This is a genomic window from Streptomyces caniferus (assembly GCF_009811555.1).
GTDB classification, from domain to species: domain Bacteria; phylum Actinomycetota; class Actinomycetes; order Streptomycetales; family Streptomycetaceae; genus Streptomyces; species Streptomyces caniferus.
Genome location: NZ_BLIN01000003.1, coordinates 1,274,678 through 1,299,463, shown reverse-complemented (window position 1 = coordinate 1,299,463; position 24,786 = coordinate 1,274,678). Strand labels below are relative to the sequence as shown.

23 protein-coding genes, 1 tRNA gene and 1 pseudogene are annotated in these 24,786 nt (G+C 72.6%); 15 read left to right on the top strand and 10 right to left on the bottom strand.

Features of this window, described 5'->3' with window-relative positions:
* Window positions 1-269 precede the first annotated feature (269 nt).
* The 5 genes from Scani_RS14300 to Scani_RS14280 are packed head-to-tail and all read left to right on the top strand — an operon-like array spanning window position 270 to window position 4,457.
* Complete coding sequence (locus Scani_RS14300; RefSeq protein WP_159474742.1) at window positions 270-2,420, top strand: sensor histidine kinase; 2,151 nt, start codon at window positions 270-272, stop codon at window positions 2,418-2,420.
* Complete coding sequence (locus Scani_RS14295; protein WP_159474739.1) at window positions 2,410-2,859, top strand: roadblock/LC7 domain-containing protein; 450 nt, start codon at window positions 2,410-2,412, stop codon at window positions 2,857-2,859. Before Scani_RS14300 ends, Scani_RS14295 begins: the two co-directional genes overlap by 11 nt.
* Before the next feature lie 2 nt (window positions 2,860-2,861).
* The gene (locus Scani_RS14290; RefSeq protein ID WP_159474736.1) at window positions 2,862-3,260 is read left to right on the top strand and encodes a DUF742 domain-containing protein; all 399 of its coding nucleotides are present in this window, start codon (window positions 2,862-2,864) and stop codon (window positions 3,258-3,260) included.
* Window positions 3,238-3,858 (top strand): GTP-binding protein, encoded by a 621-nt coding sequence (locus tag Scani_RS14285; RefSeq protein ID WP_159474733.1) that lies wholly within the window; start codon window positions 3,238-3,240, stop codon window positions 3,856-3,858. The genes Scani_RS14290 and Scani_RS14285 overlap by 23 nt, the downstream gene beginning before the upstream one ends.
* Window positions 3,855-4,457 carry a GAF domain-containing protein gene (locus tag Scani_RS14280; RefSeq protein WP_159474730.1) on the top strand — a complete coding sequence of 201 codons (603 nt, stop codon included), beginning with the start codon at window positions 3,855-3,857 and terminating at the stop codon, window positions 4,455-4,457. The genes Scani_RS14285 and Scani_RS14280 overlap by 4 nt, the downstream gene beginning before the upstream one ends.
* Before the next feature lie 128 nt (window positions 4,458-4,585).
* Here the strand turns inward: Scani_RS14280 and Scani_RS14275 are convergent, their stop codons facing one another.
* On the bottom strand, window positions 4,586-5,914 hold the full coding sequence (locus tag Scani_RS14275) for an acyl-CoA dehydrogenase family protein (protein ID WP_159474727.1): 1,329 nt from the start codon (window positions 5,912-5,914) through the stop codon (window positions 4,586-4,588).
* 321 nt (window positions 5,915-6,235) lie between these two features.
* Window positions 6,236-9,448, bottom strand: coding sequence for an amidohydrolase family protein (locus Scani_RS14270; RefSeq protein WP_159474724.1), 3,213 nt, complete (start codon window positions 9,446-9,448; stop codon window positions 6,236-6,238).
* Window positions 9,449-9,629: 181 nt separating this feature from the next.
* Here Scani_RS14270 and Scani_RS14265 point away from each other — a divergent pair, with 181 nt between their 5' ends.
* A complete protein-coding gene (locus tag Scani_RS14265) occupies window positions 9,630-10,544 on the top strand; it encodes an alpha/beta fold hydrolase (protein WP_159474722.1) in 915 nt (304 codons plus the stop codon).
* Between the two features lie 39 nt (window positions 10,545-10,583).
* Here Scani_RS14265 and Scani_RS14260 read toward each other — a convergent pair whose 3' ends face one another.
* The 3 genes from Scani_RS14260 to Scani_RS14250 all read right to left on the bottom strand — a co-directional run bounded on the left by Scani_RS14260 (window position 10,584) and on the right by Scani_RS14250 (window position 12,691).
* Complete coding sequence (locus tag Scani_RS14260; RefSeq protein WP_159474719.1) at window positions 10,584-11,492, bottom strand: transketolase family protein; 909 nt, start codon at window positions 11,490-11,492, stop codon at window positions 10,584-10,586.
* A gap of 54 nt (window positions 11,493-11,546) precedes the next feature.
* Window positions 11,547-12,314 (bottom strand): thiamine pyrophosphate-binding protein, encoded by a 768-nt coding sequence (locus Scani_RS14255; protein ID WP_371872343.1) that lies wholly within the window; start codon window positions 12,312-12,314, stop codon window positions 11,547-11,549.
* Window positions 12,315-12,397: 83 nt separating this feature from the next.
* Window positions 12,398-12,691 carry a YiaA/YiaB family inner membrane protein gene (locus tag Scani_RS14250; RefSeq protein ID WP_030078864.1) on the bottom strand — a complete coding sequence of 98 codons (294 nt, stop codon included), beginning with the start codon at window positions 12,689-12,691 and terminating at the stop codon, window positions 12,398-12,400.
* Between the two features lie 164 nt (window positions 12,692-12,855).
* On the opposite strand from Scani_RS14250, the gene Scani_RS14245 reads away from it, so the two are divergent.
* A tRNA-Pro gene (locus Scani_RS14245) sits at window positions 12,856-12,929 on the top strand.
* A gap of 435 nt (window positions 12,930-13,364) precedes the next feature.
* On the opposite strand, the gene Scani_RS14240 is transcribed toward Scani_RS14245, so the two are convergent.
* Both Scani_RS14240 and Scani_RS14235 read right to left on the bottom strand, forming a co-directional pair.
* Complete coding sequence (locus Scani_RS14240; RefSeq protein WP_159474716.1) at window positions 13,365-13,823, bottom strand: hypothetical protein; 459 nt, start codon at window positions 13,821-13,823, stop codon at window positions 13,365-13,367.
* 57 nt (window positions 13,824-13,880) lie between these two features.
* Window positions 13,881-15,131 (bottom strand): helix-turn-helix domain-containing protein, encoded by a 1,251-nt coding sequence (locus Scani_RS14235; RefSeq protein ID WP_159474713.1) that lies wholly within the window; start codon window positions 15,129-15,131, stop codon window positions 13,881-13,883.
* Window positions 15,132-15,271: 140 nt separating this feature from the next.
* Between Scani_RS14235 and Scani_RS14230 the strand changes: the two genes are divergently transcribed.
* A complete protein-coding gene (locus tag Scani_RS14230) occupies window positions 15,272-15,688 on the top strand; it encodes an ATP-binding protein (RefSeq protein WP_159474710.1) in 417 nt (138 codons plus the stop codon).
* Complete coding sequence (locus tag Scani_RS14225) at window positions 15,685-15,867, top strand: hypothetical protein (protein WP_159474707.1); 183 nt, start codon at window positions 15,685-15,687, stop codon at window positions 15,865-15,867. The genes Scani_RS14230 and Scani_RS14225 overlap by 4 nt, the downstream gene beginning before the upstream one ends.
* A gap of 133 nt (window positions 15,868-16,000) precedes the next feature.
* Here the strand turns inward: Scani_RS14225 and Scani_RS14220 are convergent, their stop codons facing one another.
* A complete protein-coding gene (locus Scani_RS14220; protein ID WP_246295786.1) occupies window positions 16,001-17,227 on the bottom strand; it encodes an MFS transporter in 1,227 nt (408 codons plus the stop codon).
* 54 nt (window positions 17,228-17,281) lie between these two features.
* On the opposite strand from Scani_RS14220, the gene Scani_RS14215 reads away from it, so the two are divergent.
* From Scani_RS14215 to Scani_RS14190, 6 genes are all read left to right on the top strand, one after another.
* Window positions 17,282-18,028, top strand: a complete 747-nt coding sequence (locus tag Scani_RS14215; RefSeq protein ID WP_159474704.1) for an AraC family transcriptional regulator — start codon at window positions 17,282-17,284, stop codon at window positions 18,026-18,028.
* Window positions 18,029-18,182: 154 nt separating this feature from the next.
* The gene (locus tag Scani_RS14210) at window positions 18,183-18,671 is read left to right on the top strand and encodes a helix-turn-helix domain-containing protein (protein ID WP_159474701.1); all 489 of its coding nucleotides are present in this window, start codon (window positions 18,183-18,185) and stop codon (window positions 18,669-18,671) included.
* Window positions 18,672-18,750: 79 nt separating this feature from the next.
* Window positions 18,751-19,362, top strand: a complete 612-nt coding sequence (locus Scani_RS14205) for a hypothetical protein (RefSeq protein ID WP_246295893.1) — start codon at window positions 18,751-18,753, stop codon at window positions 19,360-19,362.
* Window positions 19,355-20,575: an MAB_1171c family putative transporter gene (locus tag Scani_RS14200; protein WP_159474695.1), complete on the top strand. Its 1,221-nt coding sequence runs from the start codon at window positions 19,355-19,357 to the stop codon at window positions 20,573-20,575. The genes Scani_RS14205 and Scani_RS14200 overlap by 8 nt, the downstream gene beginning before the upstream one ends.
* Before the next feature lie 148 nt (window positions 20,576-20,723).
* Window positions 20,724-21,959: a cytochrome P450 family protein gene (locus tag Scani_RS14195; protein WP_159474692.1), complete on the top strand. Its 1,236-nt coding sequence runs from the start codon at window positions 20,724-20,726 to the stop codon at window positions 21,957-21,959.
* A gap of 209 nt (window positions 21,960-22,168) precedes the next feature.
* The gene (locus Scani_RS14190; RefSeq protein WP_159474689.1) at window positions 22,169-23,353 is read left to right on the top strand and encodes a D-alanyl-D-alanine carboxypeptidase family protein; all 1,185 of its coding nucleotides are present in this window, start codon (window positions 22,169-22,171) and stop codon (window positions 23,351-23,353) included.
* 96 nt (window positions 23,354-23,449) lie between these two features.
* Here Scani_RS14190 and Scani_RS14185 read toward each other — a convergent pair.
* Window positions 23,450-23,983 (bottom strand): annotated as a pseudogene (locus tag Scani_RS14185) (DUF309 domain-containing protein); the annotation flags it as partial.
* 383 nt (window positions 23,984-24,366) lie between these two features.
* Window positions 24,367-24,699 carry a DUF427 domain-containing protein gene (locus Scani_RS14180; protein WP_159474686.1) on the bottom strand — a complete coding sequence of 111 codons (333 nt, stop codon included), beginning with the start codon at window positions 24,697-24,699 and terminating at the stop codon, window positions 24,367-24,369.
* Window positions 24,700-24,786: the final 87 nt, after the last annotated feature.

The window sequence follows — 24,786 nt, the reverse complement described above, 5'->3', positions numbered from 1 at the left end:
TACGCCGCGCTCGTGCAGGGGCGGGTGAGCGGGGGACGGCGCGTGTCTCGCCCGCGAGCGCCGTTCGCGAGCGCCGGGAGATGCTCTTCGGACGGTCCCAACTCGCGCTCCATGAACGGCCGTTCGGATTAGGCCGTACTGGCGTGCGCATGGCGCCCACTCAGGGAGGTGGCGAGGGGTAGCGAAACCCCGAAGTGGGCCCGGACCCCACCGGTGCAACAACTAGCGTGCGTGCCGCGAACTGCCAACGGCCGATCCGGAGGGCACCGATGCCTACCGCATTCCCCCAGGGGACCCAAACGTCCCAGGAGGCTCAGAGATCCCCAGGGCCCCAGGGTTCCCCGGGGGTCGCCGCCGTCCCCCCTTCCGCCCGGCGACGGGAGCGTGAGGGCGGACGACACGGCCGGGCCTCGTTCCCGGAGTCGGCAGCCGACTCGGCGATACGTGCCCGCCTGGTCAGGCTCGCCGCCGTCCCCTGCCTCCTCGTCGCCGTCATCTGCACGGCCGTCGCCGCCTTCGTCGTACAGGCGGGCGGCGCCCGGCTCACCGGTCGCGAGTGGGTGGTGCTGTGCGGCGGCCTCGCCCTGATCTGCGTCATCGTGCTCACCGCGAGCGCCGCCGCCAACGCCGAGGCCCGCGCCGCCGTCGCCCGCTACGCCCGGCTGCGCCAGGTCTGCGCCCGCAGCCAGTCCGACCTGTACGACCTGCTGGACCGTGTGCGGCAGGGCGAATGGATCCAGCGCCGCGAGCCGGAGCAGAGCGTCGTGCCCGTCGGCGACACGCTCGACCTGCTCGCCCACGAGGTGGCTGCCGCGGGCCGGGCCGCCGAGTCCGCGGTCATCGACGCGGTCGCCATCGCCCGCAGCAACGCCAGCGGCAGCGAGCAGAAGGTCGAGGTCTTCGTGAACCTCGCCCGCCGTCTGCAGTCCCTGGTGCACCGTGAGATCGAGCTGCTGGACGAGCTGGAGAACCAGGTCGAGGACCCGGACCTGCTCAAGGGCCTGTTCCACGTCGACCACCTGGCCACCCGGATCCGCCGGCACGCGGAGAACCTCGCCGTGCTCGGCGGCGCCATCTCCCGCCGCCAGTGGAGCCGGCCGGTGTCCATGACCGAGGTGCTGCGCTCCTCGATCGCCGAGGTCGAGCAGTACCCGAGGATCAAGCTGGTGCCGCCGATCGAGGGCACCCTGCGCGGGCATGCCGTCGCCGACGTCATCCACCTGCTCGCCGAACTCGTCGAGAACGCCTCGATCTACTCCGCGCCGCAGACCCCGGTCCTGCTGCGCGCCCAGCTCGTCACCGCCGGTCTCGCCGTCGAGGTCGAGGACCGCGGCCTGGGCATGTCGGCGGACGAGCAGAACCGGATGAACGCCCTGCTGGCCGACCCCGAACACGTCGATGTCGCCGAGCTGTTGAGCGACGGCCGCATCGGGCTGTTCGTGGTCTCCTCGCTCGCCCGGCGGCATGGCATCGTTGTCCGGCTGCAGAGCAACATCTACGGCGGCGTGCAGGCCGTGCTGATCGTGCCCCAGGAGCTGCTCGGCAAGGAATCCGCCGACGGGGACGCGGACGGAGCGGATGCGCCGCAGGCCGGATCGCCGGACACCGACCCGGCACGCGAGCACGACGGGGGTTACGACGGGGGCTTCGTCGACGACCCCGTGGAGCGGCACGGGCGTCACGAACGCCCCCGGTACCACGACACCGTGGAGCGTCACGACCCCGTCCCGAGTCCCGACCGCCACGACTCCGTCCCGAGTCCCGACCGCCGGACCGTGGCGATCCCCGGCCCCGCGCCCGCCCCCGATCATGCGCTCGACCGGGCACCGCGCGGCGACGGCGACCGTACGGTTTCGGTTCCGGCCCCGGCCTCGGTCCCGGCCCCCCGCCCCGTCCCTGCGGACACCGATCCCGACAACGGCGCCGCTCGTCGTCGGCTGGTCCGTGCATCGGGCGTCTACACGCCCGAAGTCCCGCTGACCGAAGTCCCGTCGGCCGAGGCGCAGTTGCCCGAGCCGCACCCCCTTGACGCCGCTCCCGTCGCCCGCCCCGCCGACCCCGGCCCGGTCGTGCTCCCGCCCGCCCCGCCGGCCGTGGACCACCACGCCCGCCCGCGGCTGCCCCGGCGGCGCAAGCAGACGCACCTCGTCCCCGAGCTGCGCGGCGACCCCGTCCTGCCGTCCACGACACCCCGCGCGGGCCCGGAGCCCGAGCACGACCCCAACCTGATGGCCGCCTTCCGGCGCGGCTTCAGCCTCGCCGACGACACCTACGCCGGCGACACCGCCGGTGGTAGCGGCACCCCCCTGGCCCAGGGCGGCGACACCAGCAGCCCGGCAAGCAACGACCTGCTCTACGACCGTGACCGCGATGCCACGATGGCCCGCCCCCGAGGAGACGACCGCAACCATGGTGAGTGATGTGCGTGCGCAGGCGCATTCGCAGCTGCAGGGAGGCCAGCACACCGATCTGTCCTGGCTGCTGACCGGGCTCGTGCAGCGGGTACCGCACGCCCGGAGCGCGCTGCTGCTGTCCTCGGACGGCCTGGTCAAGGCCGCCCACGGCTTCGACCCCGACAGCGCCGACCATATGGCCGCCCTGTCCTCCGGCCTCTACTCCCTCGCCCGCAGCGCCGGTGTGCGCTTCGGGGAGGGCGACGACGTGCTGCAGGTGGTCGTCGAGCTGGAGTCGACCTTCCTGTTCGTCTCCACTGCCGGATCGGGTGCGTGCCTGGCCGTGCTCGCCGGCCGCGAGGCCGATGTGGCGGTACTGGGCTACGAGATGTCGATGCTGGTCAAGAGCGTCCGGCCCTACCTGTCCACCCCCGCGCGCCACCAGACGCCCGCGGGCGGTCGTTGACCATGACCGTGCGTCGCCGACGGCGGCAGGGCGGGGAACCGTGGTACGACGACGCGGCGGGCCGGCTGGTCCGCCCGTACACCGTCAGCAACGGCCGGACCCGTCCGACGGCGCACTTCGACCTGCTGACCATGGTGATGGCCACCGGCCGACGGCCCGTCTCCTGCCAGGGCCCCGACTACGCCCAGGTGCTGGGGCTGTGCTCCGGACCGGTCTCCGTCGCCGAGATCGCCGCCCACATACGGCTGCCCGCCGTGGTCACCAAAGTGCTCCTCGCCGACCTCGTCGACTGCGGGGCGCTCACCGCGCGGGCCCCCGCGGCCGTTTCGGCAGGGCCCGCGTCCCGTACCGACCGAGCCCTGCTGGAGGCGGTGCTGAATGGACTTCGCAAACGACTGTGACCCCCTGAACCCGGGGGACCCCTCGACCGACCTGTTCCCCACCGCGCTCAAAATCCTGGTCGCGGGGGGCTTCGGCGTCGGCAAGACGACCTTCGTCGGCGCGGTGAGCGAGATCGAGCCGCTGAGCACGGAGGAGCTCCTCACCCAGATCAGCGTGGGCACGGACGATCTGGCGGGCGTCGAGAACAAGGACACCACCACCGTCGCCATGGACTTCGGGCGGATCACGCTCGGCCCCGCGCACATCCTCTACCTCTTCGGGACGCCGGGGCAGCAGCGTTTCTGGTTCATGTGGGACGAGCTGTCCAACGGTGCCCTCGGCGCGGTCATCCTCGCCGACACCCGGCGCCTGGACCAGTGCTTCGCCGCCGTCGACTTCTTCGAGCGGCGCGGCATCCGGTTCATCGTCGCCGTCAACGAGTTCGACGGTTCCTACCACTACGACCCGGACGAGGTCCGCTCCGCCATAGACATCCCCCCGGACATCCCCGTCGTGCTCTGCGACGCCCGCCAGTGCAGCTCGGCCACCCAAGTCCTGGTCTCGCTCGTCCAGCACCTGCTCACCCCCGCCCTCGCCGCGACCCCGGAGCTGCCATGAACCACCCCGCCTCCCGCGTCCCGTACGTCTCCTACGACCCGACGCGCCATCTGCTGCTCACCCCGCAGGACGACGAGGCCCCGGCGCGTGTCGCGCGGCTGCGCGCCCTGGGGATCGGTGAGTCCCCGCTGCCCGCCTTCGACGAGTTCGCCCGCAAGCTCGCCCGGACCACCCGGGCGCCGTACTCGATGGTCAACTTCATCGACGAGCGACGGCAGTACTTCGCCGGTCTCTACACGCCCGCCCAGGACCAGGCCGTCGAGCTGGGACCGGCGCCCGCCAGCGCCCAGCCGGGGCGGGTGATGGACCGCGACCACGGGTACTGCCCGCATGTCATCGTCCGCCGCAAAGCCCTGGTGCTGGAGGACGTCTGCGACTATCCGCGGTTCGCCGGCAATCCCGTCGTGGACGAGATCGGCATCCGCTCCTACCTCGGTGCGCCGCTGATCGACCGCACGGGGACGGCGCTGGGCACCGTCTGCGTCGTGGACCTCGAACCACGCCCCTGGGGCCGGGAGGGGCTGGAGACCATCAAGGCGATGGCCGCCGAACTCGTCGACCAGATCCACCACATGGAGAAGCAGCAGAGCGACGCCTGAGGCGGCTTTTCGGTACGGAACCCGGCCCCGGTGCCCGGTGCGGACGGCTCTTGGGCCGGACGCCCGGCCCGGGGCCGCGGCATCGGCCGACCGCCGGTGACCGCGCGCCCCGGGCCGGAGCCCGCCGCTCATCGGGGCCGGGCGAACCATGAGCGCGGGGAGCCCGGTCCGGTGCGCTGGCCCGGCACCGTGGCCGTGGTGTCCTCGGCCCGCCCGGTGGGGGCAGGGGCGTCGAGGGGGGCGTCGTGTCCCTCCTCGGGCCACTCCGAGGGCTCCAGCCGCAGCAGGTCCGCCAGGCGGCTGGACCACTCGCCCCGCGCCCGCCCCAGGGCCAGCTCGCCCAGCCGCAGCAGCTGGATGTCGGAGGTGCCGGCCGGCGCGAAGATGTGGTGGGCGTCGCGCAGGAAGCGCTCCACCGGCCGGTCGGTGAACAGCCCGCACGCGGCATGGATGTCCATCGCGTCGCGCGCCGATTCGAGCGCCGACTCCACATTGACCAGCTTGGCGTTCATCAGCTCCGCGTCGCACGGCAGCCCCTGGTCCAGCAGATGCACCGCGTGGTACGCGGAGAGCCGGGACAGCAGCAGGCGCGACTGGATCCGTCCGAGCTTGAGCTTGATGTTGCCGAGGTCCGCCAGCGGTTTGCCGTAGCGCTGCCGTTCGGCGCAGAACGCCGTGGTCTCGTCCAGCACCGCCTGGTGGATGCCCAGCGAGACGGCGGTCAGATTCGGCCGTCCGTACAGCACGCTGGAGGAGTAGGCGACCGACAGCCCGTCGCCCTCCCGGCCCAGCAGATTCGCCGCCGGGATACGGCAGTTGTCGAAGAACAGCTCGCCGAAGCTGAAGCCGTGCAGCCCCATCGTGGGCCGCTGCGGTCCGACCCGGAAGCCGGGTCTGTCGGACTCCACGAGGAACGCCGACAGGCCCGTGGAGCCCTCGCCGGTGCGGACGACCACGCCGTGCAGATCGCCGACGTGGCTGTTGCCGACGTAGATCTTCCGGCCGTTGAGGACGTAGTCGTCGCCGTCGCGGACCGCGGTGGAGGTCATGCCCAGCACATGGCCGCCGGACTGCGGTTCGGTGACCGCGATGGTCGGCAGGCAGTCGCCGGAGGCTATGGCCGGCAGCCAGGTCTTCTTCTGCTCCTCGTTGCCGAAGTGGACGATCTTCGCGACGCCCAGCTGCGAGGCCTGCACCATGGCGCCCATCGCGGCGCTCACCCGGGAGAGCTCCTCGATGATCAGGGTCTTGGCGACATGGCCCGCGCCCATTCCGCCGTACGCGCGGTGCACGGTCGCGCCTATCCAGCCCTGCCGGGCGATCAGGCGCGAGAGGTCATGGCAAACGGAACGGTTCGCCTCCATTTCTGCCACCCGGGGGCGGACCTCCTTCTCGGCGAACTCCCGCACCTGGTGCCGGAGTGCCTCATGCCGCTGGTCCGTGAAGTAGCGATGCAAGACGAGCCCCTCCTTCGCGATCTCCCCCGTGCTGGTCGCATCACGCCTGGGACGGCACCGGCGGTGCCGTCCGCAGCGAACGTTCCGGAAAGTGATCTTTCGCTTACCCCGTGCAATACCCGTTGGCATACCTACTGCGGGGCGCATAAAACATCAACTGGGTGCATTTAAGTGAAGAGTTGAGGCGCGAAGCAGCAGCGCACTCCCCCTGGTACGAGAGTGTCCGTGGCGCGGTTCCGAGGGCTCCTGGAACCGCGCCACCCCACGCCTCCCGCCCGCCGCGACGGGGGTGCCGACCGGCCGTCGCGGCGGGCGGTGCCGTCAGCGGGAGACCTCGCAGCAGGACTCGCGGCGCTGCTGACGGCCCACCTCCAGCCAGTCGGTGCCGGTCTGCCGCAGCGGGCGGGTGGCGGGCGCCGGGAAGGCCGCGGTCAACTCCCGCTGCTCGAAGAGCCGTCCGCCGCGCAGCACCGCCGAGGTCCGCACCAGCGAGTCGAAGTCCTCGAACGGATCGCCGTCGACCAGCGTCATATCGCCGAGCTTGCCGACCTCCAGCGTCCCCAGGTCCTCTTCCGCGCCGAACACCCGGGCGGGCAGCGCGGTCGCGGTGCGCAGGGTCCGGCTCACGCTGAGACCTCCGCGGTGCAGCGCCCGCAGGCACAGGTGCAGGCCCAGCCCCACCGGCACCAGCGGCTGGTCCGTGCCCAGTGCGACCAGCCCGCCGCCGTCCAGCACCCGCCGGTAGACGCCGACTTCGGTCGCGATGTCGGCCAGCTGTGCCGGAGTGGGACGATGCCCGGCGTTCTCCCGTACGACCGCGGTGTCCCAGGGCGGCATCAGCCGGGTCACCCGCAGGTCCTCGGCCAGCGCCGGATCGGCACCGAGCAGCGCGGCCGCCGAGAACGGCGTGGCGAGGAGGTGGAAGTCGGTGCCGGTGTAGATCTCCTCGACGTCCTGATAGGCGTGCCCGGAGCTGCTGACGGCATGACCGAACTCCAGTCGCTGGGTGGCCTGCAGATGAGTCGTCAGGTCCTGGCCGAGCTGCACGCCCGGGGAGAGCAGATGACTCCCGGCCCGGACCCCGAGCTGCTGGTGGGCGAAGCGCGCGGCCTCCTCCATCACCCAGCCCGGCGCCCGTACATACGTCTTGACGAAGTCCCAGTCCAGGGCCGCACCGCGCGCCAGCGAGCGGCGCAGCCCCTCCCGGGTGCGGTGCGCCCGCCCCATGCTGTACGCGACCCGTCCGCCGTCCAGCAGCTCCCCGCAGGTCAGCAGGCGCGGTCCGGCCAGCACCCCGGCCGCCACGGCCTCCCGGATACGGGCCTGTTCATAGGAGAAGCCCCCGCAGGAGACCGCGGTGGTGATGCCGTAGGCGAGCTGCAGCGCGGTCTGCCGGCCTCCGTAGGTCGTCTGCCACGGGTGCGTGTGGGCGTCCCACAGGCCGGGCAGCACGGTCCGCCCGGAGGCGTCCACCCGCCGGGCCGCGCCGGGCCGGGCCGGGCGGTGCGCCTCCACCGCGGTGATCCGCCCGTCCCGCACCACCACGTCGACGTCCTCGCGCACCTCGTCGCCGGTGCCGTCCCAGAACCGGCCCGCGTGGACCACGGTGTCCCGGGCGCGCGAGGGGCGGTGGCCGAGGGGCAGCGGAACGGTCCGCGCCGCGCCGCCGGACACCGCGATCAGCCGCAGTTTCCCGGCCGAGAGGTACAGGAGGGTGCCGGAGTCGCCGGACCACGACGGATGGTCGGCGCTCTCCTCGGTCAACTGCCGCGGCGCACCGTCCGGCGTACCGTCGGGCCGCACCGGCAGCACCCACAGCGCGGACTCGGCGATCACGGCGAGCCAGTGCCCGTCGGGCGACCACACGGGCCCGGAGTCGTAGCGGTCGGCGATCGAGACATGCTCGGCGACCGGATGCAGCCGGTCCTTTCCGGTCTCGGTGTCGACGATCCGGATGACGTTGTAGCCCTCGCGGAAGCGCCGGTTGAGGCGAGTGCGGTCGCAGTAGGCGAGGTATCGCCCGTCCGGTGACCAGCTGGGCCGGCCGGGCAGCCCGCCGGCGCCCATCGGCGCGGCCAGTACCTTCTCCGTGCCGTCGGACAGGGTCCGTACGACCAGGTTCCCCGACATGTCCAGCGCGGCCAGCCGCCCGCCGTCCGGCGACAGCGCGGGCTGCACCCGGCCGCCGGCGGCCAGCACCGTCTCCTCGCCGGAGGCGATATCGCGGCGGCGCACGGCGAACAGCCCGTCCCGGTCGTCGGCGTAGAGCAGCGCCCGCCCGTCGCGCGACCAGCTCGGCGCCAGGACATAGCGGGTGGCATCGGCCCGGACGATCCTGCGCGGGGACCCGCCCCCGGAAGTGGGCGCCAGCCAGAGGGAGTTGAGCGCGGCGAAGGCGACCGTGCGGCCGTCGGGCGACAGCGCGGGCAGATGCACCCCGCGCACCGGACCGGCCGCCGTCCGCTCGAAACCGTAGTCCTTGACGCGGTAGCGGGGGCGGTCCAGCGGCAGCCGCGCGGTGAACGGGATGGTCTCGGCGCGCTGCGGGGCGTCGGCCCGGACGATCCGGAACTGCCCGCCGACCGTGAGCAGCAGTGCGTCGGGCGAGACCCAGCGCGGCGGCACCGGCTCCACATCGCCGTCGACCGCGACCCTCGCACCGTCCACCACCAGTGCGCAGGTGGGGCCCGGATAGTCCGTGGTCCGCAGATAGGCGAGCCGCCCCGTGGGGGACAGCGCCGGCACCATCACCTGCGCCGTCGCCGTCTCGGTGTGCTCGGTGCGCACCGCGCCCTGCCCGTCGGCCGGCACGGAGGCGACGGTGCGGGAGACCAGCGCCGCGCCCGCCACCTGCCCCCGTACGAAGACGATCCGCGAGCCGTCGGGCGACCAGCAGGGGTCGAAGTCCTCCCAGGAGGCATCCTGATGGGGGCCGTCCTGACCGGGCAGCCCGGTCACCCGGCTCAGCCGCCGGGTCCTCACTTCCAGTACCCAGATCCGGTACGGGCTGCCGGTCACCGCATCCCCGCCCCGCTCCGAGGCGAAGGCGATCCGGGTGCCGTCGGGCGACCAGGCCGGGCCCCGGTCGTCCCACGGGCCGTCGGTCAGTTGTTGGAGGCCGGAGCCGTCGGCGGCGAGCGTCCACAGGTGGAAGGTGCCGCCCCGGTAGGCGCAGACGGCGATCCGGCGGCCGTCGGGGGAGAACACCGGACGGGTGGGTTCCAGGTCGGGTGGGGTGAGCGCCACCGCGTCGCCGCCGGCCCGCGGCAGCGACCACAGGACGCTCTGGACCTCGGCGATCAGCCGGTCACCGGCCGGGGAGAGGGAGGCGGCGCCATTGGTGGCTGCCGTGAAGGACAGGGCGGCGCCGCGCGGGCCGGCGTCCTGCGCCAAGGCGGTCGGAGCCGTGACGCCGGCCAGGCCCGCCGCGGCGGCGGCCGAGGCGGTGCCCTGCAGGAATCTGCGGCGGGACAGCGGTGTGGGGCGAAGGGGGGAGTTCTCGACGCGGTCCTCGAAACGGTCCGTGGTGTCCAACGTTCCTCCTGCGAAAGGGAGTTGCGGCACAAGGTCGGCAAAGAACCGGCTGATCGTGTCACGCCGCCCGGAGAACGGGGCAACCACGCCACGCGCGCCCCATGGCGCACCGCCGTCTCGCGCGGAAGAGTGGGCGCCGACGACTCGTCAGCCACCGCCCCGGCAGTCAGGAGACGACGCCATGCAGCAGGACTTCCACCAGGCCCCGGACGGCGCCCGTATCGCCACCTACACCTGGCTCCCGGAGTCCGGTCACCCGCGCGCCCTGGTCCAGATCGCCCACGGCGCCGCGGAACACGGGCGGCGCTACGACCGCTTCGCGCGCTTCCTGACCGGCCGCGGCTATGCGGTCCTCGCCTCCGACCACCGCGGCCACGGTGCCACCGCCCCCTCCACCGGCGGCCGCGGCGTGGTCGGCGAGGACGCCTGGCGGGCGATCGTCGGCGACCTCAAGGGCATCGGCGACCATGCGGCCGCCGCCCACCCCGGCATCCCGCTGGTGCTGCTCGGTCACAGTATGGGCGCCATGCTGGCCCGCGACTACGCCCAGGAGTACGGTGCCGACCTCGCCGGTCTGATCCTCACCGGCGCCTTCCGCACCCTGCCCGGCCTGGACATCGACGGCGCCCTCGCCGAGCTGGACCGGGAGATGGCCGAGCACGGCCGCCAGGCGCTCTCCTCCTTCATCCCGCGCACCTTCCGCTTCTTCAACGACGCCTTCCCCCACCGCACCGGCTACGAATGGCTCTCCCGCGACGCCGCCGAGGTGGACGCCTACGTCGCCGACGAGGACTGCGGCTTCCCGTTCTGCGCCGGCCTCGCCGCCGACTGGGTACGCGCCATCCGCAAGATCAACGACCCGGCACACCTGGCCCGCATCCCGCGCGGACTGCCGGTCCACATCGCCGTCGGCGACCAGGACCCCTGCCATCAGCGGATGACCCTGATCCATGAACTCCTGGAGGACTTCCGCTACCTGGGTACCCGCGAACTGACCTGGCGGGCCTATCCGGACGCCCGCCACGAGATCCTCAACGAGACCCATCGCGACGAGGTCCAGGACGACCTGCTGGCCTGGCTCGACAAGCACGTCTGAGCCGCCGCCGCGCTCTGCGGGGAGCGCGGCGTCCGGACGTCAGGACCGTCCCCGCACAAACCCGGCGATCCGCTCGCGCAGGCCCTGCGGGTCGAGGCCGTGCGCCGCCAGGTGCTCGTCGATCTGCCCGTACCGGCGCAGCTCCTGGCGGCCGACCCCGAGCCCCAGCAGCCGGTGCGGCCGGTCCTCCAGCGCCTCGCCCGCCGACCGCGTCGAGGTCCCCGCCAGATACGGCTCCACGATCACCACGTCCGCGGCCTCCGCGGCCCCGGCCGCGGCGCGCAGGGCGGCGGCGTCGAAGGGCCGCACGGTCGTCGCGTAGAGCACGGTCACGTCCAGCCCCTCGGTCGCGGCGAGCACGTTGTCCAGCATCGGGCCCACGGCGATCACCACCCCGGCGCGCCCCTCCCGCAGGGTCAGGAAGCCGGCTCCGTCCACGGTCCGGGGCGCGGCGTTGGCCTGTACGGACAGCCGGACGTAGACCTTGTCGTCACCGGCCGCCGCGGCATGCCGCAGCAGTGTCCCGGCCTCGTCCGGGTGCCCGGGAACATGGACGGTCCAGCCGTCCAGCGTGTCCAGCAGCGCGATGTCGCCGGGCGCCATATGGGTGAATCCGCCGCTCGGCCAGTCGTAGGAGGCGCCCGCGCTGACCAGCACCCCGCCGACGCCCTGATGGCCGAAGTCCAGCTTCACCTGCTCGAAGGGGCGCTCCACCAGGAAACTGGCGAAGGTGTGCAGGATCGGGCGGAGCCCGGTGAGCGCCAGCCCGCCTCCCACCCCGATCAGCAACTGCTCCCGGATGCCGACGTTCACGACCCGGTCCGGGTGGCGCTGCGCCGCCTCGGCGAAGCCGGCCGTCCCGATGTCGGCGAGGACGACGGCCAGCCGCGGATCCTCCTCCAGCAGCCCCGAAGTGACCGAGGCGAAACGCTCACGCATGGTGTCCATCACTGAAACCCTCTCGAAGTCCTGGTCCGTATGGGGGAGACGGGGCGGTCCCGCTCAGGCGCCCTTGGGCTCGACCCGGGCGATCACCGCATGCGGACGGCCCGGGTGCGGAGCGGTGAAGGCGTCGTGGAGCGCCTGGTGGTCGCGGCCGTCGACGGTGGTGACGGACCAGCCGGCGGCCTCGAAGCGGGACGCGATCCCGCCGCGCCATCCATGGGTGGCGGAGGAGTTGTCGATGACCAGGGTGTGCAGCCGCTCCAGGCCCGCGGCGCCCGCGTAGGCCAGTGCCTCGTGGTTGCTGCCCTCGTCCAGCTCGGCATCGCCGATCAGCACCCAGACAGCCGGCTCCGTACGGCCCTGTGCCCGCAGCCCGAGCGCGGTGCCGACGGCCAGCGGCAGCCCGTGGCCGAGCGAACCGCTGCCGATCTCGACACCCGGCACCAGCAGCCGGTCGGGGTGGTGGCCGAGCGGGGAGTCGTACCCGCCGAAGCCCGGCAGCCACGCGGCGGGGAAGAAGCCCTTGGCGGCCAGCACGGCGTAGTAGGCCATCGGGCCATGGCCCTTGGAGAGCAGGAAGCGGTCCCGGCCGGGGTCCCCGGCGGTGGCGGGGGAGACCCGCAGCACCCGGTCGTAGAGGACCCAGAGGGCGTCGAGCGTGGAGGTGGCGGCCGGTCCGTGCTTCTCATCGCCCGTCATCAGGCCCATCAGGCGCGGCAGTTCCGTGAAGGGCGCGCCGTCGGCGCCGGGCCCGCGTCCGGCCGGGACGCCGTCCCCGGGCACCGTCGTCCGGTCCCGCGCCGCTGTCGTCGTCAGGTTCGTCATACGACAGAGCCTGCAACCTCAAGCGCGATTGAGGTCAAGCGCCGGGCCGCGGACCCGGTGGTCCGCGGCCCGGGCTGCCGGGGTCAGACCTGCCCCGGCTTGAAGACGTCCTGCTCAATGAGGATCTTGTCGATCCGGGCCTTGTCCACCCGGTTCGTCACCTCCTCGACCTCCTGGCGGTCGCGGATGCACTTGGCCAGCGTGAACGCCGACGACACCACGAAGACCAGGCCGATGGCGAGGAACCCGCGCTCCCAGGGCCCCACCGGCAGTTTGATGATGCCGATCACCAGCGCCGCCAGCGACAGCCCGAAGGAGATCGCGGCCTGCACGAAGAAGGCCGTGGTCGTCGGCCGCTGAATCGATGGAGTAGTCATGCGCGTAGCGTGGCGGCGCGGTGACCGCGCTGCATGAGTACGGGTACTCATCTCTCCTGCCGGTCGTACCCGCGCCGACGCGGAATGTGGCAGCACCCACCCTCTGACATGCGGTATTGTTCTCGTGCGCGGTCAGCCGGGGATTTCCCGGCCGGCACGGGCAACGGGACGTGGCGCAGCTTGGTAGCGCACTTGACTGGGGGTCAAGGGGTCGCAGGTTCAAATCCTGTCGTCCCGACTTGTTTTTCTGCAGGTCGGAGGCCGTTTCCGGTAATCGGAGCGGCCTTTTCGCATGTCTGGACAGAGCGGCCGGGGCGGTAGGCGGAGGGGTCCTTCGGGGCCCCTCTTGATCGTTTTCAGAGGCCGTCGTCTCACGATTTCCTGCACACGCTGTTGATCAAGGCCGGCCGAGTACTTCGGCCGGCTCACCCGCGACCGGGCGACCGCGACCGCCGTGGCCGGGCCTCGGATCAGGCAGACCCGCGCCCAGCGCATCCGGGAGGGGCTGGCACAGCGAGCTGACCGGACGCCTGAGCGCGAGGCAGCCGCAGTCCGAATGAGCCGCGGCTGCCTCGCGTGTAAACGGTGAGCCGGCATGCTGCCGAGCTGCCTCACTACCGCCCCCGGTCAGCATCGGTCGCAAGTGCTGCGCGGGCCGCCACCACGAACTCCTTCAATGCCGTGCGGACTTCGTCCATGAAGTCGCCGCCATGCGGACAGGGCGGCCCTCGTCGTCCACGAGTCCGGAGATGTCCCCGACGAAGGCGGTCGTGTGGAGCTTGTTGAGTTCGGCGATCGCCTCATTTGCCGCGTCGCTCACAATCTGCGGCCCTTCCAGGTCCACTTCTGCCAGCCGGTGCATGAGGCGCGGGAAATGCTCGTCCAAGGCGAGGCAGAGCGGCCCGAGGCCGACCTCTCCAGTGTCCTCATCCACGAGATCCAACACGGCCTGCACCGCTTCACGGCTGCCGGTCAGGAAGTCGCTGTAAACCTTCCGCCTCGGTTCGCGAAGCGCCAACTTAGCGTTGCCCCTGAGCTGAACCTTCGTCTGCCGGTAGGTGAGAAACGCACCCAGCGACGCAACGCCGCCGGTGATCCCAGCGCCGAGTACCGCTGCAAGTCCTGAGTCCATGCGCTCATGATGCTTGTGCCGCTCGCTACAGAAAGCGGCGGGGATTGATGCGCGAGGTCATGCGAGCAGCAGATGCCCGTAGTCAGCCAGCACCTCGCGCGCCTCCGGCACGTCCTCGAACCCCTTCAGACGGTGCAGCACGGTCCGGGCCCGCTCCGCCGTGCGCTCCGAGGACAGGTCTCCGGACGTGTCGATGACCCTGCGGGCCTCTTCGGCGGCTCGCTCGGGCTCGTTGGCGTCGACGAGAGCGACTGCCAGCCACGAACGGTACAGAGCCACCTCCCGGGCGTGAGTGGCGTCGTAGCGTCCCAGCACGTCCTGGAGCAGCGGTACCGCACGCAGCGGCCGGTGCAGCTCGGTGAACACCCGGGCGTCCATGACCTCCAGCTCCTCGCGGTTCACCCAGTACGCCCACGAGGGAGCGGGAGCGCCGTCCGTGGCGTCCAGGGCGGCGTGGGCCTCCCCGAGCGCCCGGAGAGCCGGTTGCTGCTCTCCGGCGCGCGTGTGCGCCCACGCCACGCGGTCCAGGAACAGGGCGCGCGTCGCGGCCGGGGCGTCCGGTCCGGCCTCCACCACGGCCGCCTTTGCCAGCTCCAGGCCCTCGCGCTCCCGGCCACTGTTCGACAGGTGGTAGCCGAGGCTGCCCGCGAGCTGGGCCACGAGCACCGCGTCACCAGCCTGCCGGGCGGCGGAGATCCCCAGCCGGTACGCCCGTTCCGCGTCCTTGCCGTGCCCGGCGTCCGAAGCGATCCAACCCGCGATCTGCCCCAGCTCCCCGATCTGCACCAGCAGTCCCCGCCCGGTGCTCTCGGAGCGGCTTGACTCACGGAACAGGCGTACTGCGGCGTGCAGTTCACGGAAGGCGGGGACGATCAGGTCCCCGCCCGATAACACGTCGTCGGCCAGTCGGAGACCGTGCACGCGGGCTGCCAGACCCTCCACGGTGGTGGCGCCGATCCGACGGCCGCACGGGGACGCCGCCAGGAATTCCAGCGCGTCCCCGTTGGGCAGCAGGTCCGCCAGGGTGGCCGCGACTCCGGGAAGTGTGGCCTTGGCGTCACCTCGGGCGTAGGCGGCGGCCTGCTCCAGCTCGTGGAGCGGCATCCCGAGCACCTGGGCGAAGGTGGGCAGCCACACGTCCGGGATGCGCTCGCCACGCTCCCACCGCGAGACCTCGTTGCGCGTGATCGACTGGGCGCCGGAGCCGGCACACAGCACGGCAGCGAACTGCCGCTGCGATCGGCCGGAGTGCCGCCGCAGGCTGGCGAGATAGGCGCCGAATTCCCGCCGCCGGTCAGTGCTTGTCATGTTGGCCCCCTCCGTATCCAGTGTGGCCCCTCCCTGGCCCCCTGGTTGGTGATCACGCGCCCCGGTTTCCTGAACGCACAGCGCCCCGGCGACCGTGCGACCGGCCCCGGGGCTCGGCCGATCTGAGGAAGCAGACCGACATGCCGCAACCTACAACGCGGGCCCGCCCCACTGGGCGCCCCGGGTACAGCGAAATCCTGCCTCGCCGGCCCGAGAGTGCCGGGACCGCCCGGCTCCTGGTGCGCGTCGCACTGGCCGCCTGGAACCTGGACGACTTGGCCGAGGACGGCGCCCTGATCGTCTCCGAGTTGGTGTCCAACGCCGTCCAGCACGCCCGGCGCGATTCCATCCGGGTGGTTGTCGAGCGCACAGCCCTGCGGACGGTCCGGGTGGCCGTCGCGGACTTCTCCCGTGCGCGGCCCGTACCGCGCGCGCCGGGAGACGGCGGGGAGGACGGGCGCGGCCTGCTTCTCTTGGCGGCGCTGGCGGCCGATTGGGGCACGGATGAGCGCCGCTGGGGGAAGGTCGTGTGGGCGGATCTGGAAGGACGAGGATGAGCAGCGGACAGCGGACCCCCTGGGTGGGCGACCTGATCCATGACGAGGACGCCGATCGGCGAGGCGTGGTCACGGACGTACGCGGCGGCTCGCTGTGGGTGCTGCGGCCGGAATGCGGGCCGGGGCAGTGGACCTCGGAGCGCCCGGAACGGCTGACCGTGGTGACGCCCCGCGAGTAGATGCGGGAGGGAGCGGGTCGTTGAGACAGGTGGGCACATCGGCCGGGGTCGATGGACGGACGAGGTTTTCGCCGTCGACCGGCCCCGGCCGTTTGTGTGCGCGCCGGTCTGGGGCGCCTGGGCGGGCGGTGGTTCAGGGGCCGGGGCTTGGCGACGTGTCGTGGTGCGGGGTGGGTGCGGGGGCGGCGGCTTCGGGCATGGCGGGTTCGTGCAGCGTACGCAGCATCAGCCATCCCAGGGCGGGCAGGGCGATGAGCGGGGCGAGCGCGGTCCGCAGTGATGTGGCGTCGGCGGCGGCGCCGATGAGCGGGGCGGCGAGGCCGCCGATGCTGACGGTCAGGCCCAGGGTGACGCCGCCCGCGGTGCCGACGCGCCGGGGGAGGTAGTCCTGGCCGAGGGTGACGTGCAGGGAGAAGGGCACGTACAGGCCGGCCGAGGTCAGAGCGGTGAACAGGTACAGCAGCGGGCCGGGGACCAGGACGATGCCGGCGACGGCGGGGACGGTCAGGGCGTAGGCCCAGCGGACCACCGTGATACGGCCGTAGCGGGTGGCGAGCCGGCCTCCGGCGACGGTGCCGACCGCACCGCCGAGATAGAGCACGAACAGGGCCGCGGTGCCGGCGAATTCCCCTCCTCCGGTGCGCTGGCGCGCGTACAGGGAGAGGAAGGAGCTGAGGCCGACGAAGACGATCGAGCGGCACACGACGGCGCCGGACATCTTGAGGAAGGCCGGCCAGTCGTCCTTGCCCGCCGCGCGGGCCGCTGCGGAGGCGCTGGCCGCGGCCGGGGCGGAACGGCCGAGGCTCCGCAGTGCGGCCACGCACAGGGCGGCGCCGGCCAGGGCCGGGACGACCAGCAGGGGAGAGGCGCGCAGACCGCCGGTGGCGATGACCGCGGAGATCATGAGCGGGGCGGTGGCGAAGCCGATGTTGCCGCCGAGGGAGAACAGGCCCATGGCGGTGTGGCTGCCGCGGCTCGCGAGACGGGCGATCCGGGCCGACTCGGGGTGGTAGGCCGCCACCCCGATCCCGGCGACGGCGACGACGGCCAGCGTCAGCGCGTAGGAATCGCCGATGCCGCTGAGCGCGACGCCGACGCCCCCTGCCAGGGTGCTCACCGGCAGCAGCCAGGGCATCGGCCATCGGTCGGTCAGCGCGCCGAACAGCGGCTGCGCCACCGAGGAGAGCAGGGAGGCGGCCAGCACGATGCCGGAGGCCGCGGCGTACGCATAGGCCCGCTCGGCGAGGAAGAACGGCACGAGCGCGGCCACGGCCCCCTGGTAGATGTCCACGCAGGCGTGGCTCAGGGACAGCAGCTTGAGGGAAGCGGTGGACCGGACTGCGGTCTGGTGGGTTGACACCCTTGGATCGTCACCGCCGCCGCGGCTGTCCCGCTTCCGATAAAATGCCAAGACATGCCGAATATCCGCCACACGCCCGCCGCGCCGACGCACACGCTGGCGCTGGCGGCCGGGGAACGCATCGACGCCCACCGCCATGACGACCACCAGATCGTCTACGCGGGCTCCGGCGTCCTGGCCGTCACCACCGACGCCGGCACGTGGTTCGCCCCCGGCACCCGCGCCCTCTGGGTCCCGGCTCGTACCGTCCACGCCCACCGCGCCTACGGCCACCTCGACCTGCACACCCTCGGCCTGCCCGTCGGCGACAACCCCCTGCGGCTGGACGCGCCCACCGTCCTGACCGTCAGTCCCCTGCTGCGCGAGCTGATCCTCGCCTACACCCGCGACCCCGCCGACACCGGCCCGGAACGCCGCCGCCTGCGCGCCGTCCTCCTCGACCAGCTCCGCGCCTCGCCGCAGCAGCCCGTACAGCTGCCCTCGCCCACCGATCCGCGGCTGGCCGCCGTCTGCGACCTGCTGCACCACGACCCGGCCGACCCCCGGACCCTCGCCGCGCTCGGCGCCCACACGCACACCGGGGAGCGCACCCTCAGCCGCCTCTTCCGCTCCGAACTCGGGATGACCTTCCCCCAGTGGCGCACCCAACTGCGCCTGTACCACGCCCTGAAGATGCTGGCCGACGACACCTCCGTCACCACCGTCGCCCGCCGCTGCGGCTGGTCCTCCACCAGCGCCTTCATCGATGTCTTCCGCCGCGCCTACGGCTGCACCCCGGGCGCGCACCACCGCCTCGGGTAGCCGCGCGATGTCGTCACTCAACTCCGGGTTAAGCCGGAAACTCCCTACTGTCCGTAAGTGGACTGGTGCACCGTGTTCCCTTCGTGTCAGGATGAGGGCGATAATTCCGGTGCCTTAACTGTTCGTTGGGGCCGATCGATGGGGGACGGCGGGCATGAGCGTGGGGGGCGACGGCCGGTCCGACGCGGCGGGCAGCACGCTCGCGGAGCGGCTCAGCCATCTCTTCGCGAACATGCACCCGCCGGGGGCCCCGTACACCAACGCCTTTGTGGCGGAGGAGATCAGCGGCGGGGACGAGGAGTACGGCGGGGTCAAGGTCACCGAGCAGTACCTGTCGATGCTGCGCAACGGCAGGCGTACGAACCCGAGCCCGGAGCTGCTGCGCGCACTGGCCAAGTTCTTTGCCGTACCGGTCGGTTATCTGCTGGGGGACCTCTCGCAGCCGCAGGCCGCGCGGGTGGAGGAGGAGGTCCGCTTCCTGGCCGCCATGCGCGACCAGCGGGTGCGCGCCATCGCGTTGCGCTCGGTGGGGCTGCCGCCGGAGGTGCAGGACAGTCTGACGACGATCATCTCCCAGTTCCGGCAGCAGATGAATCTGCCGGTCGATCCGCCGGAGCGGGGCGGTGACCGGCACGGTGAGTGAGCTGACGCGGACCGCTGAGCGCGGCCGGATTTTCGCTTCCTGGGAGCGGGCCGGAGACGAGGACGGGACGAGCATGCGAGTGGGGCAGATACGCAGGCGGTGCAAGCGGCTCATCAAGGAGCTGGCGCTGCCCGCCACGACCGATCTGCGCGGGATGTGTGACATCGTCGCCGCGCGTGTGGCGCGGCCCGTCCATCTGGTGCCGATGAGCCTGGGCGGGGTGGTCTCGGGGATGACGGCCGTCACCGACGACGGCTACTGGGTCTTCTACGAACTGCGGACCTCCCCCTGGCACCAGGCCCACATCGTGCTGCACGAACTGAGCCATCTGCTGCTGGGGCACGGCCAGGACCCGGCGGTCACCGAGGACGCGCTGAAGCTGTGGACGCCCTCGGTGGACGTGGCCACGGCCATGCGCCGGATGGGCCTGACCATGGGCTTCGCCCGGCACCACGGCTACGACAACCTCGCCGAGCGGGAGACCGAAGTGCTCGGCACGCTGCTGATGGAGCGGGTCGCGCCGTCCGCGGGCGAGCGCGAACTCCCCTTGGAGGGACAGGCGGCAGAGCTGGCGGCCGCGCTCGGGCCCGCGCTGCAGCACCTCCGGCGACGGGAGGAGACGCCGTCCGGTGCCGGGGGTTCCGACGGCGTCGGTGCGGGCGCGGCGGGGGACGGGGGCCCGCGTGTTTGACGTCATCTATCTGTCGTTCGGCGTGGCCGCCTGGCTGATCGTCGGGTACAAGGCCCGCGCCTGGTTCCGCGACCGCAGCAATGCGGACCTGGGACTGGCCTGTGTGATGACCGGCGGTGTGGCCACGGTCTTCCTCTTCTCCGCGCCGAGCCTCTACCGCGCCTTCGACCGGCTGACCGGCGTGGCCAACCTCGCCATGGTCTTCCTCTACTCCTCCGTCGTGGTGTTCGCCGCGGGTGCACTGGTGCTGCTGCTGCGCTGGACGGCGGGTGAGGGCGCGGCCGCGCGGGCCCGTGCGCGGACCAGGGCGCGCGCCGCCGTCGGAGGAGTGGCCGCGCTCTGGGCGGTGGCGATCGCCGGATTCGCGGTCGGCAGGCCGGACGCCGTCGAGCACCCCCGCGACTTCAGCACCGCCTACACCGACTCGCCCGGCGTCATGCTCTTCCTGGTGCTGTATCTGGCCATCTTCGGAATGAGCACGGCGGCCCTGGGGACGCTGTGCCCGCGGCTCGCCGCCCGCCTCGGCCGGACGTATCTGGCGCGCGGTCTGCGGTTGCTGTCCGCCGGGTGCTGGCTAGGCCTGGGCTACTGCGCCTGCAAGGTCATCGGCTTCGTCCTGTCCTGGACGGGCCACCCGGCGCTGTGGCTCTCCAACGGTGTGGCCCCGCTCAGCGCCTCGGTCGCGGCGCTCATGGTCCTCGCCGGATTCGCGCTGCCGGCGGCCGGTCCGCGGGTCGCCGCCTGGCGCCGGCTGCGCCGCCTCTCCCCGCTCTGGCGGACCGTCACCGCCCGCTCCCCGGAGGTCACGATGGAGGCCTCGGCGTGGGCCGTACGGTGGCCGTTCGCGGACCTGGAGTGGCGGGCCAACCGGCAGATGGCCGAGATCCGGGACGTACAGCGCGGTATCCGCCGCCATGTGGAGTCCGACGCCGTCGACATCGCCCGGGAGCGGGCCCGCGCGGTCGCCCTCGACGACCGGCAACTGGCGGCCGTCGCGGAGGCCGCCGCCCTCCGCCGCGGCCTGGAGAACCGCGCGGTGGGCCATGTCCCCGCCCACGGGGCCGACAGCGTGGTGGTCTCCAGCGGTACGGATCCGGCCGAACTCACCGCGGAGTACGAGCATTTGGCGCTGGTCGCGGACGTCTACCACTCGCCGCTGATCGAGACCGTGCTCACCGAGCTGCGGCAGCGGAGCGCGGTGGCGCGCACCTGAGGAACAGCTCCACAGACGGGGTGGCCCGGCACGGGGGTCCGGGCCGCCCGATCCACCCAGCGGCACCGGTCCACGAGGGCCGGTGCCGCTGTCGTCGCACGGGGTAGGGGGGCCGGGGCTTCGGCGGACAGGCCCTACAGTCGGGATCATGCCGAACACCGCCGATACCGGCTCCGACGCCCCCATCGACGTGACGCCGCTCCTCGACGATCCGTACACCGCCTACGCCGCGCTGCGCGAGGCCGGCCCGGTGCACCGGATCACCGGCGCCGACGGGAACCCCGCATGGCTGGTGACCCGTTACGACGACGTCCGTCGGGCTCTCGCGGACCCACGGCTCTCCCTGGACAAGAAGCATGCCGCGCCCGGTGGTTACCGCGGCTTCTCCCTGCCGCCCGCGCTGGACGCCAATCTGCTGAACATGGACCCACCGGACCACACACGGATCCGCCGCCTGGTGGGCAAGGCCTTCACCCCGGGCCGGGTCGAGGCGCTGCGGGAGCCCGTACGGAAGACCGCCGACGAGCTGCTGGACGCGATGGCGGACCGCGGCCGAGCGGATCTGATGACCGATTACGCGGGTCCGCTGCCGATGACGGTGATCTACGATCTGCTCGGCATCCCGTATCGCGACCGCCGCGACTTCCTGGCCTGGTCGAACGCCCTCTTCACACCGGATCCGAGCCGGCCGGAGCTGATGAAGGAGGCGATCGGGGCGATGCTGGAGTTCTTCACCGGCCTGATCGCGGCCAAGCGTGCGGAGCCGGGCGACGATCTGCTCTCGGACCTGGTCGCGGTACGCGACGACCGGACCGGTGGCGAGGACGACGGAGCGGGTGGCGAGCGGCTCACCGAGGACGAACTCACCTCGCTCGCGTTCCTCATCCTCTTCGCCGGATACGAGAACACCGTCCACCTCATCGGCAATGCGGTGCTCACCCTGTTCGACCACCCCGAACAACTCCGCCAGTTGCGGCACGATCCGGCCGAAATCCCTTCCGCCGTGGAGGAGTTCCTTCGCTACGACGGACCCGGTCCACTGTCGATCCGCCGCTTCCCCAAGGAGGACCTGGAGATCGGTGGCGTACGGATCGCGGCCGGGGAGAGCGTGCTGTTGTCGATAGCGTCCGCGAACCGTGACCCGGCGCGCTTTACGGATCCGGACACTTTCGACCGCGGCCGGGACCTCTCGGGGCACCTCGGGCTGGGACACGGCATTCACTACTGCCTCGGCGCCCCGCTGGCCCGAATGGAGGCGACCATTGCCCTGGAAGCGCTCCTCGGCCGCTTCCCGGGGCTGCGTCTGGACGTCCCGCGTGGCGATTTGAGGCATCGCAGGAGCCTGCGCTCGCGTGGCTTGATTTCGCTCCCCATCGCCTTCTGAGCGACGAACGAACAAGTTTTTGAGGCATAACCGTTCGCTCATGAGGTAGAAAGGTCTCAGAGACCCGCCCGGTGTGCATCCCCCGTCGCACCGGGCGGGTCCTTCTTTGCACCGGTTGCAGTTGCGACACGCCGGGTGCCGGGCAGCCTGCGTGGTCCGTCTGGCTCAACTGTGCTGCGGGGTGCGGCACCGCTTCTTAGCGTGACGGCATGGCAATTGACGCGCGTGTGTCCAAGAAGGCAGCGGCGATGACCCTGATCGCCGCCGCCGCAGTGTCGCTCACGTCCATACCGGCCGCGGCGCACGACTCGACGGCCCGTCAGCCCGCCACGGCCGGGGCCGGGGTGCAGGCTGCCGCCGCCCCCGGCGTCCCGAGGCTGCCCGGCGGTCTGTCCGCCCTGTCCTGGATGGTGGCCGACGCGGACACCGGCAGTGTGCTGGCCGCGAAGAGCCCCCATCGCAAGCTCCCCCCGGCCAGCACCCTCAAGACGCTGTTCGCCGTCACCGTCCTGCCGAAGTTCTCGGCCGGCACCGTACGCCGGGTCAGCTCGGCGGACCTCGCGGGCATGGGGACCGGCAGCAGCGTCGTCGGCGTCCGGGAGGGCCGCCGCTACACCGTCGCCGACCTGTGGCGCGGGGTCTTCCTGCGCTCCGGCAACGATGCGGTACACGTCCTGGCCGCGATGAACGGCGGCTGGCGGAACACCGCGGAGGAGATGCAGGAGACCGCCCGCAAACTCGGGGCGCGCGACACCACCGTCAAGTCCCCGGACGGTTATGACGCACCCGGCCAGGTGTCCTCCGCATACGACCTCACCGTGTTCGCCCGCGCCGGGCTCGTCAACGACGACTTCGCCCGCTACTGCGCCACGCCCCGCGCCGCGTTCCCCGGCAGCGGCGGCACGACGATGATCGAGAACACCAACCGCATGCTCGTGGGTTCGCACGGGCTGTCCCGCTACCCCGGCATCATCGGCGTCAAGAACGGCTACACCAGCAAGGCGGGCAACACCCTGATCGCCGCCGCCCGGCGGAACGGCCGCACCCTGCTGGTCACCGTGCTGAACCCGCAGTCCAACGCGAGCAACGCCGTCTACAAGGAGGCCGGTTCGCTGCTGGACTGGGGTTTCGACACCGCCGGCAAGGCCCAGCCGGTGGGCACACTGCATGCCCTGCGCACCATCCTTGACGGCAGCGCACTCCGCCCGGTGGCCGCCCAGGCCGGCGCGGCCGAGGCTCGCGGCGGCTCCCCCCGGCGCTCCGCCCTCGTCCTCGGGGCGGGCGGTGCCGGGGTCGCGGCCATGGGACTGGGCGCCCTGTTCGGCCACCGGCGGCAGGCACGCGGACGCGGCGGACGCGGCCGGCGCGGCGGGCCGGAGGGAGGCACGGCGTAGGCCCGGCGGCCGGTGTCCCACGGCGCGTGGTGTACGGCAGACCCGTGGTGTACGGCAGAGAGGCGGCGGCTCCGCTCGTCCCGGCGGAGCCCGGCGTCATCCCCCGGCGGTGGGGCGGTCTCCGCTCCCGCCGTCGGTGGGGCGGTTTCCGGTCGCGTTCCCGCGGGCCCGCAGCCGCGGCGCGTTCGCCGCCGCCGGTACGGAATCCGCGCCGGTCAGACGTCCCGTCAGCTCGCCGGACCAGGAGATCAGGCCCGCGATGTCGATCCCGTGGGGGGCGGCGTCCGCGTACGGGGCGAGGGCAGCCGTACCCCGGTCGAGCAGCGCCGTACCGCCCGCCGCATTGCCCCGTGCCGCATGGGTGAGCCCCACCGCGAGCTGGGCGAGCCCCCGCCACAGCTCCCGCTCCGCCTCCGGCGCCGTCTTCCAGGCGTCCTCCAGGACTTCATGGGCGTGGAACGGCATCCCGTCGTCGAGCAGCCGCTGCGCCTCGGCCAGCGTCTGCGCGGGCGTCCGGGACACCCCCTCCGGCTGCCGTGCCACGCCCGGGGAGCCGTAGGGCAGCGGCCGGCCGAGACCGTCGCGCGGGCGGGCGTTGCGGGCCCGGCCCTCCTCGTCGCGGTCCCGGCGCGGTGCCCGCTGCGAGGTGGCGGCGGCCCGCGGCCCGCTCGACTCGTCCTCCGCCGCCGGTCCCCCCGCCGCCGGCTCCTCCGTCCCGGCCCCGCAGTGCTCACAGACCGCGCTGTGCGGACGTTCACGGATCCGGCCGCAGGCCTCGCACACCCGGTCCAGCCAGCAGGCCGGGTCGCCGCCCTCGTCTACGGGGGGCACACCCGGCTCGTGGGAGATGCCGGGGTCGTCGTGGGGTCGCTCCGCGTCGTTCACCCTTCGATTGTGCGCCGTACGGGCGTCCCGCGTCGTCGGTGGGGTGCACGCCCCTACCGAGAGGCCGCGGGCCCGCCCGCTGCTCCGCGGGCCCGCCCCTGCGCGGTGCGGGCGGCGTCGCTCCCGGCTCAGTCCGCGTCGACCTCGTAGAAGCAGAGGTGGTCCTTGATCTGTGCCACCTCGGGACGCGGTTCGGGGTAGGCCCACACGATGTCCTGCGGCCCGTCGGGAAGCGACCAGTAGGAGGCGGTGCCCTTGAAGGGGCAGACGGTGTGCGTCCCGGACGGTGTCAGCAGGTCGGTGCGGACGTCCTCGGGCGGGAGGTAGTACCGCACGGGACAGCCGGTCTCGTGGAGCAGGAGCGGACGGCGGGTGTCGGCCAGCAGCCGGCCGTCGATCGTGACGCGGACGTGGTCGGTGCCCTGCTCGACCTCGATGTGATGGCCCCTGGTGGCGGTCATGGTGGCTTCCCCTCGGTGAGTGGTGAAGATCCTCGCCCTTCCAGGATGGCACCGGGCGGGACCGGTCGACGCGGTCGGCCCGACCGT